This is a genomic window from Streptodolium elevatio (genome assembly GCF_053592165.1).
Map to the genome: position 1 here is coordinate 629,628 of NZ_JBSFVE010000002.1, position 15,164 is coordinate 644,791.

General features: G+C 72.3%; 13 protein-coding genes and 1 riboswitch. Of the genes, 2 read left to right on the plus strand and 11 right to left on the minus strand.

Going from position 1 to position 15,164, the window contains the following annotated elements; all coding sequences use genetic code 11:
• Positions 1-63 precede the first annotated feature (63 nt).
• The 3 genes from ACWD12_RS06945 to ACWD12_RS06955 are packed head-to-tail and all read right to left on the minus strand — an operon-like array spanning position 64 to position 4,280.
• Positions 64-1,500 carry a cobyrinate a,c-diamide synthase gene (locus ACWD12_RS06945; protein ID WP_450098764.1) on the minus strand — a complete coding sequence of 479 codons (1,437 nt, stop codon included), beginning with the start codon at positions 1,498-1,500 and terminating at the stop codon, positions 64-66.
• Positions 1,501-1,508: 8 nt separating this feature from the next.
• Positions 1,509-2,123, minus strand: coding sequence for a cob(I)yrinic acid a,c-diamide adenosyltransferase (gene cobO / locus ACWD12_RS06950; protein WP_358364803.1), 615 nt, complete (start codon positions 2,121-2,123; stop codon positions 1,509-1,511).
• Positions 2,124-2,165: 42 nt separating this feature from the next.
• A complete protein-coding gene (locus ACWD12_RS06955) occupies positions 2,166-4,280 on the minus strand; it encodes a putative cobaltochelatase (RefSeq protein WP_450098662.1) in 2,115 nt (704 codons plus the stop codon).
• Positions 4,281-4,399: 119 nt separating this feature from the next.
• Positions 4,400-4,524, minus strand: a riboswitch (cobalamin riboswitch).
• A 104-nt stretch (positions 4,525-4,628) separates the two neighbouring features.
• Here ACWD12_RS06955 and ACWD12_RS06960 point away from each other — a divergent pair.
• Together ACWD12_RS06960 and ACWD12_RS06965 are read left to right on the plus strand one after the other, a co-directional pair.
• Complete coding sequence (locus ACWD12_RS06960) at positions 4,629-5,642, plus strand: alpha/beta hydrolase (protein WP_450098663.1); 1,014 nt, start codon at positions 4,629-4,631, stop codon at positions 5,640-5,642.
• Positions 5,643-5,707: 65 nt separating this feature from the next.
• Positions 5,708-6,478, plus strand: a complete 771-nt coding sequence (locus ACWD12_RS06965) for a class I SAM-dependent methyltransferase (protein ID WP_450098664.1) — start codon at positions 5,708-5,710, stop codon at positions 6,476-6,478.
• A 10-nt stretch (positions 6,479-6,488) separates the two neighbouring features.
• Here ACWD12_RS06965 and ACWD12_RS06970 read toward each other — a convergent pair whose 3' ends face one another.
• The 8 genes from ACWD12_RS06970 to ACWD12_RS07005 form a co-directional block, all read right to left on the minus strand.
• Positions 6,489-6,947 carry a GNAT family N-acetyltransferase gene (locus tag ACWD12_RS06970; RefSeq protein ID WP_358364022.1) on the minus strand — a complete coding sequence of 153 codons (459 nt, stop codon included), beginning with the start codon at positions 6,945-6,947 and terminating at the stop codon, positions 6,489-6,491.
• Positions 6,948-7,123: 176 nt separating this feature from the next.
• Entirely contained in the window at positions 7,124-7,936 is an 813-nt protein-coding gene (locus tag ACWD12_RS06975; RefSeq protein WP_450098665.1) for a MetQ/NlpA family ABC transporter substrate-binding protein, read from the minus strand.
• Between the two features lie 32 nt (positions 7,937-7,968).
• Positions 7,969-8,640 carry a methionine ABC transporter permease gene (locus ACWD12_RS06980; RefSeq protein WP_358364027.1) on the minus strand — a complete coding sequence of 224 codons (672 nt, stop codon included), beginning with the start codon at positions 8,638-8,640 and terminating at the stop codon, positions 7,969-7,971.
• Between the two features lies 1 nt (position 8,641).
• Entirely contained in the window at positions 8,642-9,742 is a 1,101-nt protein-coding gene (locus ACWD12_RS06985) for a methionine ABC transporter ATP-binding protein (RefSeq protein ID WP_450098666.1), read from the minus strand.
• Positions 9,743-10,295: 553 nt separating this feature from the next.
• Positions 10,296-10,772 carry a GNAT family N-acetyltransferase gene (locus ACWD12_RS06990; RefSeq protein ID WP_358364032.1) on the minus strand — a complete coding sequence of 159 codons (477 nt, stop codon included), beginning with the start codon at positions 10,770-10,772 and terminating at the stop codon, positions 10,296-10,298.
• A 226-nt stretch (positions 10,773-10,998) separates the two neighbouring features.
• Positions 10,999-11,856 (minus strand): SDR family NAD(P)-dependent oxidoreductase, encoded by an 858-nt coding sequence (locus tag ACWD12_RS06995; RefSeq protein WP_450098667.1) that lies wholly within the window; start codon positions 11,854-11,856, stop codon positions 10,999-11,001.
• Complete coding sequence (locus ACWD12_RS07000; protein WP_450098668.1) at positions 11,853-13,823, minus strand: WS/DGAT/MGAT family O-acyltransferase; 1,971 nt, start codon at positions 13,821-13,823, stop codon at positions 11,853-11,855. Before ACWD12_RS07000 ends, ACWD12_RS06995 begins: the two co-directional genes overlap by 4 nt.
• Complete coding sequence (locus ACWD12_RS07005; RefSeq protein WP_358364039.1) at positions 13,820-15,058, minus strand: alpha/beta hydrolase family protein; 1,239 nt, start codon at positions 15,056-15,058, stop codon at positions 13,820-13,822. The genes ACWD12_RS07000 and ACWD12_RS07005 overlap by 4 nt, the downstream gene beginning before the upstream one ends.
• Positions 15,059-15,164 lie beyond the last annotated feature (106 nt).

Consider the following 15,164-nt stretch of genomic DNA (forward strand, 5'->3'; position numbering starts at 1 on the left):
GCGTCGACCGAGGGCGGACCATGCCGCGCGGCCACGGTACGCATCTGGCCCGTCCGTGTCGCGTCATGCACACGGTGTCGCCTCCCGGCATGCCGCGACGAATCGGCTCGCGGTCCCCGGGAATCCGGCCCAATGCGTGTGCAGGTACGAAGCGTGCACGCGCCCGGCCACGAAGCCTTCGCGTACCGGACCGACGACCGGTCCCGCGGAGCCCGGGCGTGTCGGGGATGCCTCCCAGGCCGCGCGTCGGCCCGCCCCGGGGGTCACCTCCGTGCGGTGGAACTCGTGCCCCCGCACGGCCGTTCCGGGCGACGCGAGCACGGAGTCGGCCGCGGCGACCGCCTCGCGGTAGCCGAGCGTCAGACGCCCGGTCATGCGCGCGTCGGCGTCCACGACCGCGCACATGGGGCTGCCGTCCAGCGACCGGGCCAGGTAGAGCAGCCCGGCGCACTCCGCGGCGACGGCCCCGCCGCGCTGCGCGAAGGACGCAACGGCGGTACGCAGCTTCTCGTTTGCCGACAAATCCGCCGCATAGACCTCCGGAAATCCGCCGCCGATCACCAACCCCGCGGTGTGCTCGGGCAGTCCCTCGTCGCGAAGAGGGTCGAAGGGCACCACCTCGGCGCCTGCGGCGGACAGCAGTTCGGTGGTCTCGGCGTAACCGAACGTGAACGCCGCCCCGCTCGCGACCGCGATGCGGGGACGCCGCAACGGCGGCAGGCCGCCGTCGTGCCTCGTCGCGCCGCCGCCCGATGGGCCGTCGTTCTCGAGCGCGGTCTCGCGTACCGGATCCCAGGCCTCGACCTTTGAGGGCCCTGCCTCGCGGGCCACGTGCCACAGCGCGTCCAGGTCCACCGCCGCGCCGACCAGCGTGCCCAGCGCGGCGACTGTCGCCACGGCCTCCGCATGCCGCTCCGCGGCCGGGACCAGGCCCAGATGCCGCGACGGCTTCGCGATCGCGTCGTGCCGCCCGAGCACCCCGAGCACCGGGATGCCGAGCGGTTCGAGGGATTCGCGCAGTATCGCCTCGTGCCGGTCGGTGCCGACTCGGTTGAGGACCACCCCGGCCACCCGCACACCGGCCTCGTACGTGGCGAAGCCGTGCACGAGAGCCGCCACCGAGCGCCCCTGCGAGCGGGCGTCGACGACCAGCACCACGGGAGCCGCGAGGAGGCGCGCGACGTGCGCGGTAGAGGCGAACCCGCCCAGGCCGGCCGCCCCGTCGTACAGGCCCATTACACCTTCGACGACGGCGATGTCCGCACCAAGCGCGCCGTGCGCGAACAGCGGGGCCACACGCTCCTCGCCCACCAGGAACGGGTCGAGGTTGCGGCCCGGCCGTCCGCACGCGAGCGCGTGGTACCCGGGGTCGATGTAGTCGGGGCCGACCTTGTGCGGCGACACGCGCGCCCCGCGCGCGGTGAGAGCGGCCATCAGGCCGGTCGCCACGGTGGTCTTGCCCTGGCCGGAGGCGGGTGCGGCGATGACGACGCACGGCATCGGCGTACTCACCACTCGATGCCCTTCTGGCCCTTCTGCCCGGCGTCCATCGGGTGCTTGACCTTGGTCATCTCGGTCACGAGGTCGGCGTACGCGACGAGGTCCGGGTGCGCGTCGCGCCCGGTGATCACCACGTGTTGGCGCCCCGGCCGGGAGGCGAGCGCGTCGACCACGTCGGCGACGTCGACCCACCCCCACTTCATCGGGTACGTGAACTCGTCCAGCACGTAAAGCCGGTACGTCTCCGCCGCCAGGTCGCGCCGGATCTGCGCCCAGCCCTCCGCCGCGTCGGCGGCGTGGTCGGCCTCGGTGCCGGGCCGCCTACTCCACGACCACCCCTCGCCCATCTTGTGCCAGGTGACCGGCCCGCCCTCCCCCGTTTCATCGTGCACGCGCCCGAGGGTCCGCAGCACACTCTCCTCGCCGACCCGCCACTTGGCCGACTTGACGAACTGGAACACCCCGATCGGCCAACCCTGGTTCCAGGCCCGCAGCGCGAGGCCGAAGGCCGCGGTGGACTTGCCTTTGCCGGCGCCGGTGTGCACCACCACCAGGGGCCGGTCGCGGCGCTGACGTGTCGTCAGGCCGTCGGCGGGGACATGGTCGGGCTTGCCTTGCGGCATGGTCGTCTCCTCGCAGTGGCCGGGCAACGGCCGATAGGGCGGTCAGCTTGCGGCGCGCAGGTCGCGCACCAGTCCGGCGAGGCCGTCGGCGGCCAATTCGCCCAGACCGAGCACGGGTCCGCCGAGGTCGGCGGCGAGCCGGGCGGCCAGGCCGAGGCGGACCCGGCCGCTCTCGCAGTCGACGACCACCGACGCCGTGCCGGAGGCGGCCATCAGCGCGGCGGCACGCCGCGCGTCGCCGAGCGCGTCGCGCCCGTGTGTGGCGCGCCCGTCGGTCACCACGATGACGAGCGGCCGCCGCCGCGGGTCGCGCAACCGCTCGACGCGCAGCGCCTCGTGGGCGCGCAGGAGACCGGCGGCGAGCGGCGTGCGCCCGCCCGTCGGCAGCGCCGCGAGCCGGGCCGCGCCCGCCTCGACGGACGACGTGGGCGGCAGCGCGAGTTCGGCGCCGGCGCCCCGGAAGGTCACCAGCCCCACCTTGTCGCGGCGCTGGTACGCGTCGAGCAGCAGCGACAACACCGCGCCCTTCACGGTCCGCATGCGGGCCCGGGCCGCCATCGATCCCGAGGCGTCGACGACGAAGAGCACGAGGTTGCCCTCGCGGCCTTCGCGGACCGCCTCGCGCACGTCGTCGCGGCGCACGACGAGCCCGGGGCCGCGGCGCCCGCGCGCGAGCTGGTGCGGCGCGGCGGCGCGCACGGTGCCCGCCAGGTGCAGACGCCCGGGTCGTGCGCCGGTCGGGCGGCGCTCCCCGGTGGTCCGGCCGGTGCCGGTCTCGGCACGCGACCGCCGCCCGGCCGCGCCCTGGCCGAGGCCGGGGACGGCGATCAACCGCGCGCGGAAGGGCTCGGCCGCGGCGACGGCGGGCTGATCGGCGGCGGCCGACCCCGGTGCGGCGGGCGGGTGTTCGGCCGCCGGGGGCGCTGTGTCGTGTTCGCCGTCTCGGGGCCGGTCGGCGGCGCGGTCGTCGCGGTCCGCGGCCGGGCCGGCTTCGGGGCCGTTGCGCGGTGCTCCCCCGCCGCCGGGGCCCGGCGCGTCGGGACCGCCGTCCGGATCCGGGTCCGGGTCCTGCTCGGGTCCGTCGGGGGTACCCGACTCCGAGGGGCCGGCCGGGTCGTCCGGGTCCTCCGGGGCGTCCGGCGCCTCGGGTTCGTCGGCCAGCGCCTCGTCCAACCTGTCCTCGTCGAGCCCTGGCGCGTCGAAGGGGTTGCGGCGGCGCCGGTGCGGGAGGGCGAGCCGCGCGGCCTGGCGTACGTCCGCCGCCTCGACCTCGGTGCGCCCGTGCCACGCCGCGAGGGCCATCGCGGTGCGTGCCGTGACCAGGTCCGCGCGCAGCCCGTCGACCTCGAACGCCGCGCACACGCGCGCGATCCGCTCGAGTTCGGTGTCGGGCAGCACGACGTGCGGCAGCAGCTCCCGCGCGGTGCGGATGCGCTCCGCGAGCGCCGCGTCGCCGCCGTCCCAGCGGCGCGCGAAGCCGTCGGGGTCGGCCTCGTACGCCAGCCTGCGCCGCACGACCTCGGCGCGCTCGCGTGGTTCGCGGCTGGCCGCCACCTCGACGGTCAGGCCGAAGCGGTCGAGCAACTGCGGGCGCAGCTCGCCCTCCTCGGGGTTCATGGTGCCAACGAGGATGAAGCGCGAGGCGTGCCGCACCGAGACGCCCTCGCGCTCCACGTGCGCGGTGCCCATGGCGGCCGCGTCGAGGAGCAGGTCGACGAGGTGGTCGTGCAGCAGGTTGACCTCGTCGACGTACAGCAGGCCCCGGTGGGCGGCGGCGAGGAGGCCCGGTTCGTACGCCTTGACGCCCTCGGCGAGGGCGCGCTCCAGGTCGAGCGATCCGACGAGGCGGTCCTCGGTGGCGCCGACCGGCAGTTCGACGAGCCGCGCCCGGCGCACCTCGCCGGGCACGCCCGGGTCGTGGGGCCCGTCGGGGCAGGCCGTGTCGGGGGCCGCGGGGTCGCACGCGAAGCGGCAGCCGGACACCATGGCGGCGTCGGGCAGCAGCCCCGCGAGCGCGCGGACCACGGTCGACTTGGCCGTGCCCTTCTCCCCACGGACCAGCACTCCGCCGACGCCGGGCGAGACGGCGTTCAGGAGGAGCGCGAGGCGGAGGTCGGCGAGGCCGACGACGGCGGAGAAGGGGTAGCCGGCGGTCACCGGCGTACCGCCAGGCTCCGGGAACGGCACGGTATGCGCGGCGACATGGGCTGTCGGCCTCCCTCGGGTGTCCACGCCCTGGTAGGTGGCGGGCCCGCGGCGCGGGCCCGGACAGCCGGAAGTGTCTGGCTCCCGGAAGGCTGATGCCCCTCGCGCGGGCGCGTCGAACGGAGTCGGCGCGCCGGTCGGGTTCAGCCGTCCGGTCACAGTGGCGGGACCGCTCCGGTGTCGCACCGGATTCCTTCCCTGCTGTCGGGCGACAGCCTCTCATACCGCCCACGGGCCGGTATTTGCGGCGGTCGGGGCGCCTTGCGGGACACGCGGCACGGCGATGGCAGACTGCCCTGCATGGAAGACCCGGTATACGTACCCGACGTCCTGGGCGCGCCCTACGAGAGCGCGACGCTGCAACTCCGCGACGACGCGGAGGGCGAGGCGGTGGCGACGCTGGTCCGGCGGCGCGCGGATGCCCCGACACGTCGTGCGGTGCTCTATGTGCACGGGTTCAACGACTACTTCTTCCAGACCCATCTGGCCGACCGGTTCGTCGCGCTCGGCTTCGACTTCTACGCGCTGGACCTGCGGTCGTACGGCCGGTCGATCCGCGCGCACCGCCGCACCAACTACGTCGACGACCTGGGCCGCTACTCCGAGGAACTCGACCTGGCCGCGCACGTCGTCCGCGAGGTCGAGGGCCACGACACGCTGCTGGTGAACGGCCATTCAACGGGTGGCCTGGTGACGGCGCTGTGGGCGCACCACCGCGCGGGGCGGGGCATCGTCGACGGGCTGTTCCTCAACAGCGCCTTCCTCGACCTGAACGCCCCGTTGGTGGCGCGGACGGTCGGGGTGCGGGCCGTGCACGCGGCGCGCCACTACGTCTCGCAGCGGCCCCTGCCGGGCGGCCTCGGCGGCGGCTACGGGCAGAGCCTGCACGTCGGCCACCACGGGGAATGGGAGTTCGACCCGGCGTGGAAGGCGATCGAGGGCATCGCGCCCTACGCGGGCTGGGTGGCCGCCGTGCACCGCGGCCACCGCGCGGTGGCGCGCGGACTCGCCGTCGACTGCCCGGTGTTGGCGATGTCGTCCACCGCCAGTGTGGACGGGCGCGTGTGGCACGAGGGGCTGCACAAAGCCGACGCCGTGCTGAACGCGGACCGCATCGCCCTGCTGGCGCCGCGCATCGGCCGTCACGTCACCATCGTCCGCGTGCCCGGCGGCATGCACGACCTGGCCCTGTCCGGGCCCGAGGTGCGTGCCCAGGTGTTCGACGAACTGGCCCGCTGGATCGGCGCGTACGTGCCATCCGGAACGTCGGCCTCCGCCGCGCGAAGCCTGTCACCGGATCGGGTTAACAGGTGACGGCGAGTACACAAAATCCGTTCTACCTGCGGCGATTCACGGTCCCGGGCTGTTAGCATCGGCGCGTGGGGGCTCACGAGGTCGCGAACACCGGTTACGCACGCTCGGTACGCGTCTACGAACGGGCGCGCCCTGCCTACCCGTTGCCCGTCCTGGCCGAGCTGACGGACGCGCTCGGTCTCGGAGCGGGCCGTACCGTCGTCGAACTGGGCGCGGGAACGGGCCTGTTCACCCGGCTGCTCATGCTCACCGGGGCGCGCGTGGTCGCGGTGGAACCGGTCGCCGCGATGCGCGGACGACTCGTGGAACTGCTGCCCTCGGTCACCGTGGCCGACGGGACCGCGGAGCACACGGGCGTCGCCGCCGGCTCCGCGCACGCGGTCATCGCGGCGCAGGCGTGGCACTGGTTCGACGCTCAGGCGACCCCGGCCGAGGTCGAACGGGTGCTCGCCCCGGACGGCGGGCTCGGGCTGGTGTGGAACACCTCTGACGACACGGTCCCGTGGGTGCGCGACTACCAGGACATCTACTTCCGCCGCGCCCCCGCGGACCTGCCGTCGCACCAGGACGGCACGTGGCGCAAGGTGCTCGAGTCCCGGCCCGGTTGGAGCGGCATCAGCGAGCGGCACTTCCCCAACCCGCACAGGATGTCGCGGGACGGCGTGATCGACCGCATGCTGTCGAGCAGCCACATCGCATGCCTGGACGCCGGCGAACAGGCCCGGGTTCGCCGCGAGGTCGAGGGCGTGCTCGACGGGCACCCGGAGACGCGGGGCCGCGACACCGTCGAACTGCCCTATGTGACCGACCTCTACTGGATGGTCCGGGCCAACTGAGCGGCCGGGCTCAGCCGGTCGCGACCGGCGTGGCCGGGCGGCGCATCTCGACGTGCGGGATGTCGTCCTCCAGGTAGGTGGCGCCGGCGCGGCGGAACCCGAAGCGGGCGTACCAGTCCTCCAGCGGCTCCTGCGCGTCCAGGATGCACGGCGCGTCGCCGATCAGGTCGATCGCGTGCTCCATGAGGCGGGCTGCGGAGCCGGTGCCGCGCTCGGCCCGGGTGGCGCACATGCGTCCGATCCGGGCGGTGCCGTCGGCCTCGCGCAACAGGCGCAGGGTCGCGGCGATCTCGCCGTCGCGCTCGAGCCAGAGCTGACGTGCGCCCGGTTCCAGGTCGCGGCCGTCGAGTTCGGGGTACGGGCACCGCTGTTCGACGACGAAGACGTCCACGCGCAGGCGCAGCAGCCGGTAGAGCACGACGACGTCGAGGTCGAGGGTCCGGGCGCTGCGGAACTCCAGGTCACTCACGCACTCCACGGTACGCTTTCCGGCCACGTGAACAGCCCGGCCGGGCCCCGTGTGTCGGGCCCCGGCCGGGTGAACTCGCCGTGCGCAGCGGTGCTCGGCGCGCGGGCGCAGGTGGGCGCGTACGCGGGCGCGCCCGTGTGGGACGGTGCGGACTTGCGCGGGCCTGTGCGGTCGGCTCAGAAGGCCGGGAGCACCGAGCCCTGGTAGTTGTCCTCGATGTACTTCTTCACCTCGGGCGAGTTGAGGAGCTTCTTCAGCTTCTGGACGTTCTCGTCGTTCTCGTGGCCCTTCTTGACCACGAGCACGTTGGCGTACGGGTTGCCCTCCGCCTTCTCCAGCACCAGTGCCTGCTTGGCCTCCAGGTTCGCCTGGAGCGCGTAGTTGCCGTTGACGACCGAGGCGTCGACGTCATCCAGCGTGCGCGGCAGCTGCTCCGCGTCGAGGGCCTTGAACTTGAGGTTCTTCGGGTTCTCGACGACGTCCTTCTCGGTGGCGTTGACGCCGACCCCGTCCTTGAGCTTGATCAGCCCGTTGTCGGCGAGCAGCTTGAGGGCCCGGCCGCCGTTGGTGGCGTCGTTCGGGAAGGAGATGGTCGCGCCGTCCTTGATCTCGGCGACGGACTTGTCCTTCTTCGAGTACAGGCCGAGCGGTTCGAGGTGGACCGGCGCCACCGGGACGAGGTCCTTCTTGTTCTCCGAGTTGTACTTGTCGAGGTAGGGCTTGTGCTGGAAGAAGTTGGCGCCGACGCTGCCGTCGTCGAGGGCCGGGTTCTGCAGCGAGTAGTCGTCGAAGACCTGGACGTCGAGCTTGAGGCCCTCCTTGTCCGCCAGGTTCTCCTTGACGTACTCGAGAATCTGCGCGTGCGGTACCGCGGAGGCACCCACCTTGAGCGTCCCGGACCCGGAGGACGAGGAGTCGTCGTCGCTGCCGCAGGCCGCGAGGCCCAGCGCGAGGGTTCCGACGGCCGCGAGAGAAATGAGCTTGCGCACGAAGAGTGCCTTCCTACTTGGGTGGGTGGTTCTCAGCGGTGGCTCAGTCGGCGCGACACGAAGTCGCCGACCAGCTGGACCGCCTGCACGATGACGATCAGGACGACGACGGTCACGAGCATCGTCCGGTCGTCGAAGTTCTTGTATCCGTAGCGGATGGCCAGGTCGCCGAGGCCGCCCGCGCCGATCACCCCGGCCATCGCGGAGTACCCGATGACCGCGATCACGGTGACCGTGAAGCCGGAGACCAGGGACGGCAGGGCCTCGCGTACCAGGACCTTGCGCACGATGGTGCCCACCGAGGCGCCCATCGCCTGGGCCGCCTCGACCAGCCCCCGGTCGACCTCGCGCACCGAGGTCTCGACGAGGCGCGCGAAGAACGGGATGGCGCCGACGGTCAGCGGGACCACCATCGCGTCCGTGCCGATCGCGGTGGCCTGCCCGAACAGGCCCATCACCCAGCGGGTGAAGGGGATCAGGGCGACCAGCAGGATCAGGAACGGGAAGGACCGGCCGACGTTGACGACGAAGCCGAGCACCTTGTTGACCGGGGGCACGGCCAGCAGGCCGCCCTTGTCGGTCAGCACCAGCAGGACACCGAGCGGCAGTCCGACCAGGACGGTGAACAGCATCGTCCAGCCGACCATCGAGAAGGTCTCCTGGGTCGCCGTCCACAGCAGCGGGCGCAGTTCGTCCCAGGACATGTCAGGCCTCCTTGGCGAAGGTCGGGGCGGCACCGGGCGCGGTGGCGGCGATCCGCGCGCCGACGATCCGTCCGGCGGCCGGCCCGTCGACGGCCCCGGCCACGTCGGCGTCGGCGTCGGCGTCGAGCACGTCCACCTGGAGCCCCTGTTCGCGCAGGTAGCCGATCGGGACGACGTTCTGCTCGAAACCGCCGTCCAGCGCGATGCGCATGCGGCCGACCTGGCGTCCCCCGACGGTCTCGACGGCGGCACCGAGGATGTTGACGTCGACGTTGTAGGTGCGCGCGAGCGTCGACACGAACGGATGCGCGGTCTCCTCGCCCCGGAACGTGATGTCGACCACGGTGGAGCCCTTGCCGTCGACCGGAACGCCGAGCGGGAACATGTCCCGGGCGAGCCGCGAGTCGGGGCGGGTCAGCAGGTCCGCGACGGAGCCGGACTCCACGACGCGCCCGTCCTCCATGAGCGCGGCGGAGTCGCAGATGCTCTTGACGACATCCATCTCGTGGGTGATGAGCAGGATCGTCAGGCCCAGCGACGAGCGCAGGTCGCGCAGCAGGCCGAGGATCGAGCGGGTGGTCTCGGGGTCGAGGGCCGAGGTGGCCTCGTCGCACAGCAGCACGCGCGGGTCGTTGGCCAGTGCGCGGGCGATCCCGACGCGCTGCTTCTGGCCGCCGGACAGCTGGGCCGGGTACGCCTTGGCGTGTCCCGAGAGGCCGACCAGGTCCAGTAGTTCGGCGACCTTGCGGTTGCGCTCGACACGTCCGACGCCGGCGATCTCCAGCGGTACGGCCACGTTGCCCGCCACGTCGCGGCTGCTGAGCAGGTTGAAGTGCTGGAAGATCATGCCGATGCGCAGGCGCTCGGCACGCAGGTCGCGGGCCGACAAGGCGGTCAACTCGCGGCCGCCCACCTCGACCGTGCCGGAGGTGGGGCGCTCCAGGAGGTTGACGCAGCGGATCAGGGTGCTCTTGCCGGCCCCGCTGCGGCCCAGGACCCCGAAGATCTCGCCTTCGGCGACGTCGAGGTCGACGTGGTCGAGGGCGGTCACCTCGCGATCTCGGGCGCGGAAAACCTTGGTCAGGGCGTGGGTACGGATCACCGTGGATTCCAGGTTGCTCGGGGGACCACCGCGACAGCCGGCAGGACGCGGCCCGCGGGGATGTCGGCGGCGAGCGCGGTCAGGAGCCGGCGTTTCGGGTCGAACGGGGATGAACCGGGGCGCCGCCGGTCGGCGGGGCGCTCATCCGGTCGCCGGGCTCAGGGCCTCAGCAGCCGCACATTCGACACATTCGGCACATACAGAGGCGAGCCGTGGCGATAGCCCCGACCGCGCGCATGTGTGCCGTGATGAACATGCCAAGGATTAAAACAGACCAACGCCGACGATGGGAAATGCCATCGGATGCGAAAAGCCCCGACGACCATGACTTCGCAGGTCGGCGGGGCTTTTCTCAAGTTGTTTCCAAGGTATGAACGAGGGACTCCACCCTTGGGTCGGGCACGGTCACACCGTGCAGCCGGGCCGTGCGGTCCGGCAGTGCGCGGTGCAGCCCGGCGGTGCAGCCGGGCGATGCGGTTCCGGCAGTGCCGCCTGGTCGTGCAGCAGTGCGGTCAGGCCGTGCGGTCGGCTCGGGCCGGCCGCGTGGCGGCGGTCACGCGGCGAGCGACGTGGTCTTGGTGAGGTAGACGAGGCTGAGGCGCGGGCCGACGCGCTCGACGCGGTCCGCCGCGTACCCGAGCCGGACGTACAGGCGCAGGTTGTCCTCGCTGCGGTGCCCGGTGAACAGTTCGAAGGACTCCGCGTGCGCGAGCTTGTCCTCGACCGCGTTGAGGAGACGCGTGCCGAGGCCGTGGCCCTGGAGCCTGGGGTGCACGATCAGGCGGCCGATGCGGGCCACCCCGTCCTCGACGACGCCGCGGACCGATCCCACGACCTCGTCGCCGAGGCGTGCGACCAGCACGGCGTGCGTCGCGAACTCCTCCCTCAGGCTGTCGAGGGTCTGGGTCAGCGGCGCGATGCCGTAGTCGTTGTAGAGGGCCGCTTCGCCCTGGTAGCAGAGGTACTGCAACTTCAGGATCTGCTCGGCATCGGATACATCGGCGGTATCGATGCGTACGTTCTGCCCCATCCGGTACTCCCTGGTGTACCCGTGGGCGCGTGCGACCGAGGGACGCCGTCCCGGCATCCCCCGGTCGCACGGGCCCTGATCGCCCTGATCGCCGTGCATGGTCCGGAGCGGCCGCGGAATGCCCGCCACCCCGTGTTCGGTCACTGTTCCACACGGCTTTTCCGGTTCTTCTACCCGGGTGGGAACGCGCGGCACACCCGCGTTTGTCGGCCAAAGCCCGTACGGGTCAGGGCAAACCGATCAGGCGGCGCACCGCCTTGTCGCGAAATTCCACCGCGGCCCCGAAGTTCTCCACGATGCGGGAGACCAGCAGGGTCACCTGCGCGTCGCGGCCCACCACGTACCTGCCCTTGGGCTCCGGGTCCGTCGCCGCCTCGGCGATGACCCGGGCGACCCGCTCGGTGTCCGTCCAGAACGGTTGGACCAGGGTGAACCCGAGGTCGAGGCGGCGGAACGCGGTGGCGTATTTCGATCCCCGGTACCGGTGCGCGACGTCCGCCATGTCGTCGCTGATGCCGCTGCGGAACCCGCCGGGTGCGACGACCACGACGTGCACGCCGGAGCCGGCGACCTCCAGGCGCAACGCGTCCGACAGCGCCTCCATGGCGTGCTTGCCCGCCTGGTACCAGCCCATGAGGGGGTAGCTGACCTTGCCGGCCACCGACGAGATCTGGATCACGCGCCCCCAACCGCGTTCCTGCATATGCGGGATGGCCAACCGGGCGAGGCGGATCGGGGCGAACAACGACGTTTCGAGGTGGTGCCGGGCCTCCTCCTCCATGACGTCCGCGACCGGCGCGTAGAGGGTGCCGCCCGCGTTGTTCACCAGGATGTCGGGGCGGACCTCGCCGACCACGTCCTTGCATCCGGCGGCGTCGGTGACGTCGAGGATGCGCGTCTCCACCTCGACGCCGGCCTCCTCCGCGGCCCGCCGCACCTTCTGCCCCTTCTCGGCGGAGCGCACGGTGCCGACCACCCGGGTCCCGTCCCGGGACGCCAGCTCGAGCGCGGCGGCCAGGCCGAGCCCGGAGTTGGCGCCCGTGACGAGAGCCGTCCTGTGCGGTGTTTCCTGATACACCGTCACCCGCCCGTCACGAACCGGCCCGTCGGCGCGCCCGCCGAGGCCGGGACGGGTGCGTCTGCGGCAGGTGCGGTCGGTGCCGACGCCTCCGGCGCCGCGACCGGATGCGACGGGGCGGTACGCCTGCCGCGCGTCTCCGCGGTCGCCTGCGCCGGTATCGCCACCCGCGCGGGACGCGGCGCGGACTGCGGCGGCTCCGGGGCCGCCGCCTCGGGCGCGGGGGCGCTGCGCTCGGGCGTCTCGGCGGCGGTCACCGGAGACGGGGCCGCCGATGGCGACGGTGCGGAACGCTTCGACGTGGCACGGCTCGTGGTACCGCGGGCTCCGGCGGGCTTGCGGGCCGCCGGCTTCCGGGTGGTCGCCTTGCGGGCCGCCGCTTTGCGACCGGCCGGCTTGCGCACCGCCGCTTCGGGGGTCGCGAGGGCCGGCTTGCTGTCGGCGTCGGGCTCGACCCCGGTCGCGGTCGCGGGCTCGACTGTGCGCTCGGACTCGGGCGCGGGCTCGGGCTCGTGCTCCGGCGCCGGGTCGGCCGCCGCCGTCGGGCCCGGGGTCGGGTCCGAAGTCGGGGCCGGCTGCGCGAACTCGTGGGCGGCTTTCAGCAGGACGTTCAATTGCTCGACAATGCTGTCCGCCAGCGCAAAGGGGTCGGGAAGCGCATCACGGTCCGCCAGCACCCCGATGTCGATCTGGTCGTCGTAGCTCATGCCTCCGACGAAGAGGCCGAATCCGTCCGCGATTATGCCCATCGAGTGGAACGCCTCCACTTTTTGTCCCTGCGAATACAGCGTCGCGCGGGGGCCCGGAACGTTGGATATGACCGCGTTGCACACGGGCGGCAGAAGCGTGGACAGCTTCGCCGCTCGGTATGCGTCACCGCCTAGGCTGACCACGGCCGGAGGCGGGGCGTCCGCCAGGCCGGTCAGCAGGTCGTTGCCCAACGCGCCCTGCACCGCCTTGGAGGCGAGCGCGTTTTCGTGGATGCACAGCAGCCGCTCGGCCGGGTCGTCGACGTCGGTCGACAGGCCGACGAGCATGCCGGTGATGAGGTTTCCGCTGGAGCGCGTGTCGCCCTTCGTGGCGTCGACGGGAACGGTACCCACCAACTGCTTGTCGGATGGTTCGCCGAAAGAATCGAGCAGGCCCCGCACCGCACCGCCCACGATCGCCAGAATGACGTCGTTGACCTTGACGCCGAACGCGTTCTTGACGGTCTTCACATCCGACAGCGACACCGTGCAGAACCCGTACGAACGCGCTTTGCCGATCGGCTCGTTGAACCGGGTACGCGGCATGTTGAGGGGCATCGCCTGGCCCAGGCGACCGGTCATGGCCGCGGCGATTACGCCCTGCGCGGTCGAGCCGAGCTGCCCGGCCAGGCGTACCGGGGTCCCGGCGACCGACTTGGCCAGGTCGGCCACCCGGGCGATACCCTCGGGGACTCCGTCCTCCTCGTCCGGCATCGGCAGTGGGACCAGTTCGCGGGAGACGCCGCCGTGCGGGTCGGCGTCGAAGAACACCTCCTGCATGGACGCCCCGGCCCGCCCGTCGATGCACGCGTGGTGCACCTTCCACAGGTGGGCGACACGGCCGTTCTCCAGCCCCTCGACGACCCACCACTCCCACAGCGGACGGTTCCGGTCGAGCCGGTGCCGGTAGATCTCGGTGGCCAGTTCGGCCAGCTCCGCGCGTCCGCCGGGCGCCGCGACGGCGGCGCGGTGCACGTGGTTGCGGAAGTCGAAGTCCGGGTCGGGGACCCAGTGCGGCCGCGACAGGCCCCAGGGACTCTGCACCAGCTTGCGGCTCAGCAGCGGCAGGCGCGGCAGTCTCTTGGCCAGCGTGTCCTTGAAGGACTCGTAGTCGACGCGGCCGCCGGAGGCGGAGGCATCCACGATCGTGAGGCACACGACGTGCATGGGCCATGTCTCCGACTCCAGCGCCAGGAAGGCCGAGTCCAGACCGGAGAGCTTCACCAGGTGTTCCTCCTCCCGATGCCCGACGAGGTCAGGGCATCATCGATGAAGCGGCGGGTCTGCCGGTTCCACATGGCCCCGATGTGCGAGCCGCGGTACCAGCAGACAGACGGTTCCTCCCAGTGCTTCCAGAGCCGGTACGCCTGCTGCGGGGTCGCCATCCGGTCGGCGAGCCCCGCGTAGACGAACCGGCGCTCCAGCGGCACCCGTGGGGTGAGGGCAAGGGGCGAGACGACGCGGTGTACGGTCTCGGCCTCGTCGCCGAGCAGTCCGGCGGCCTGCACCTCGCGCTTGATGTCGTCCGGCACGTGGTGTGACATGACCCAGGCCATGTCGACCGACGGCACGCCCACGATCACGCAGTCGAGGTCCTCCAGACCGGCGAGCAGTGCGGCCACGTACGCGCCGAGGGAGAGCCCGTGGACGGCGATCCTCGGCGCGCCCTGGCCGCGAGCCCAGTCCAGGCAGCGGCGCACGTCCCACACGGCCTGGCCCAGCCCGTGGACGTTGCCCAGGTAGTCGAAGGAGATGAAGGGCGCGTCCTGGGTGCGTGTCGCCTTGCGCGGTCCGTGCATCGGGAGGACCACATGCATGACGTTGACGCCGAACTCGCGGTGCGCGCGCTGCGCGCGGAAGGCGGCCAGGTCGCCGGGGCGGCCCATGCCGAATCCGTGCAGGTTGACGAGCCAGGGGCGGGGCTTTCCCGGATGCCGGAGCACGTACGCCCACACGCGCTGGTTCGCGCCGGCGGACTGCCACCGGGTGGCGCCGGGGATGCCGGGCCACGGAACGTAGTCGCTGTCGAAGGCCAGCTGTTCGTAGCTGATGGTGCCGTACAGCTTGCCCCGGATGACCGGGTCGGTCAGCGGCGGTGGCTCGGGGTGGAACAGCGTCGGATCGTCGAGGTAGGTCTCGGCCTGGAACTTGCCCAGCGCCTCGGAGACCTCCTCGCGGATGCGCAGCGCGTCCGTCGGCCCCGGCGAGAGCCGGCTCGTGGACATGAACGCCACGACGAGTTCGTCGAGGAACGCCGCCGAGACGAGCCCCGGAGTGGGGAACACCGTCGGCATGTCCGGGTAGTTGCGGCGCTCGGCACGCAACGAGCGGACGTACGAGCGCACTCCGAATCCGACCGAGCGCGGCACGCTGCGCAGCATCGCGCTCGCCGGAATGTCGGAGAGCATCGACGCGGACTTCTCGCCCTCGGACCTGATCTGTCGCAAGCGATCGAACATGGTCGACTCCCCTCCCCCGAGTGGTGAGTACGCGGCCCCGTCCAAAGCAGGACAACACGACGCCGCCGATCACTCTCAGTGGTGCCGTGGCAACCCTGAGGCGATC

What these genes read in the sequence shown, in the direction of transcription:
- ACWD12_RS06960 (WP_450098663.1), top strand. Translation starts at nt 4,629, where the DNA reads ATGGAAGACCCGGTATACGTACCCGACGTCCTGGGCGCGCCCTACGAG.
- ACWD12_RS07005 (WP_358364039.1), bottom strand. Translation starts at nt 15,058, where the DNA reads ATGTTCGATCGCTTGCGACAGATCAGGTCCGAGGGCGAGAAGTCCGCG.
- ACWD12_RS06990 (WP_358364032.1), bottom strand. Translation starts at nt 10,772, where the DNA reads ATGGGGCAGAACGTACGCATCGATACCGCCGATGTATCCGATGCCGAG.
- ACWD12_RS06980 (WP_358364027.1), bottom strand. Translation starts at nt 8,640, where the DNA reads ATGTCCTGGGACGAACTGCGCCCGCTGCTGTGGACGGCGACCCAGGAG.
- cobO (WP_358364803.1), bottom strand. Translation starts at nt 2,123, where the DNA reads ATGCCGCAAGGCAAGCCCGACCATGTCCCCGCCGACGGCCTGACGACA.
- ACWD12_RS06945 (WP_450098764.1), bottom strand. Translation starts at nt 1,500, where the DNA reads ATGCCGTGCGTCGTCATCGCCGCACCCGCCTCCGGCCAGGGCAAGACC.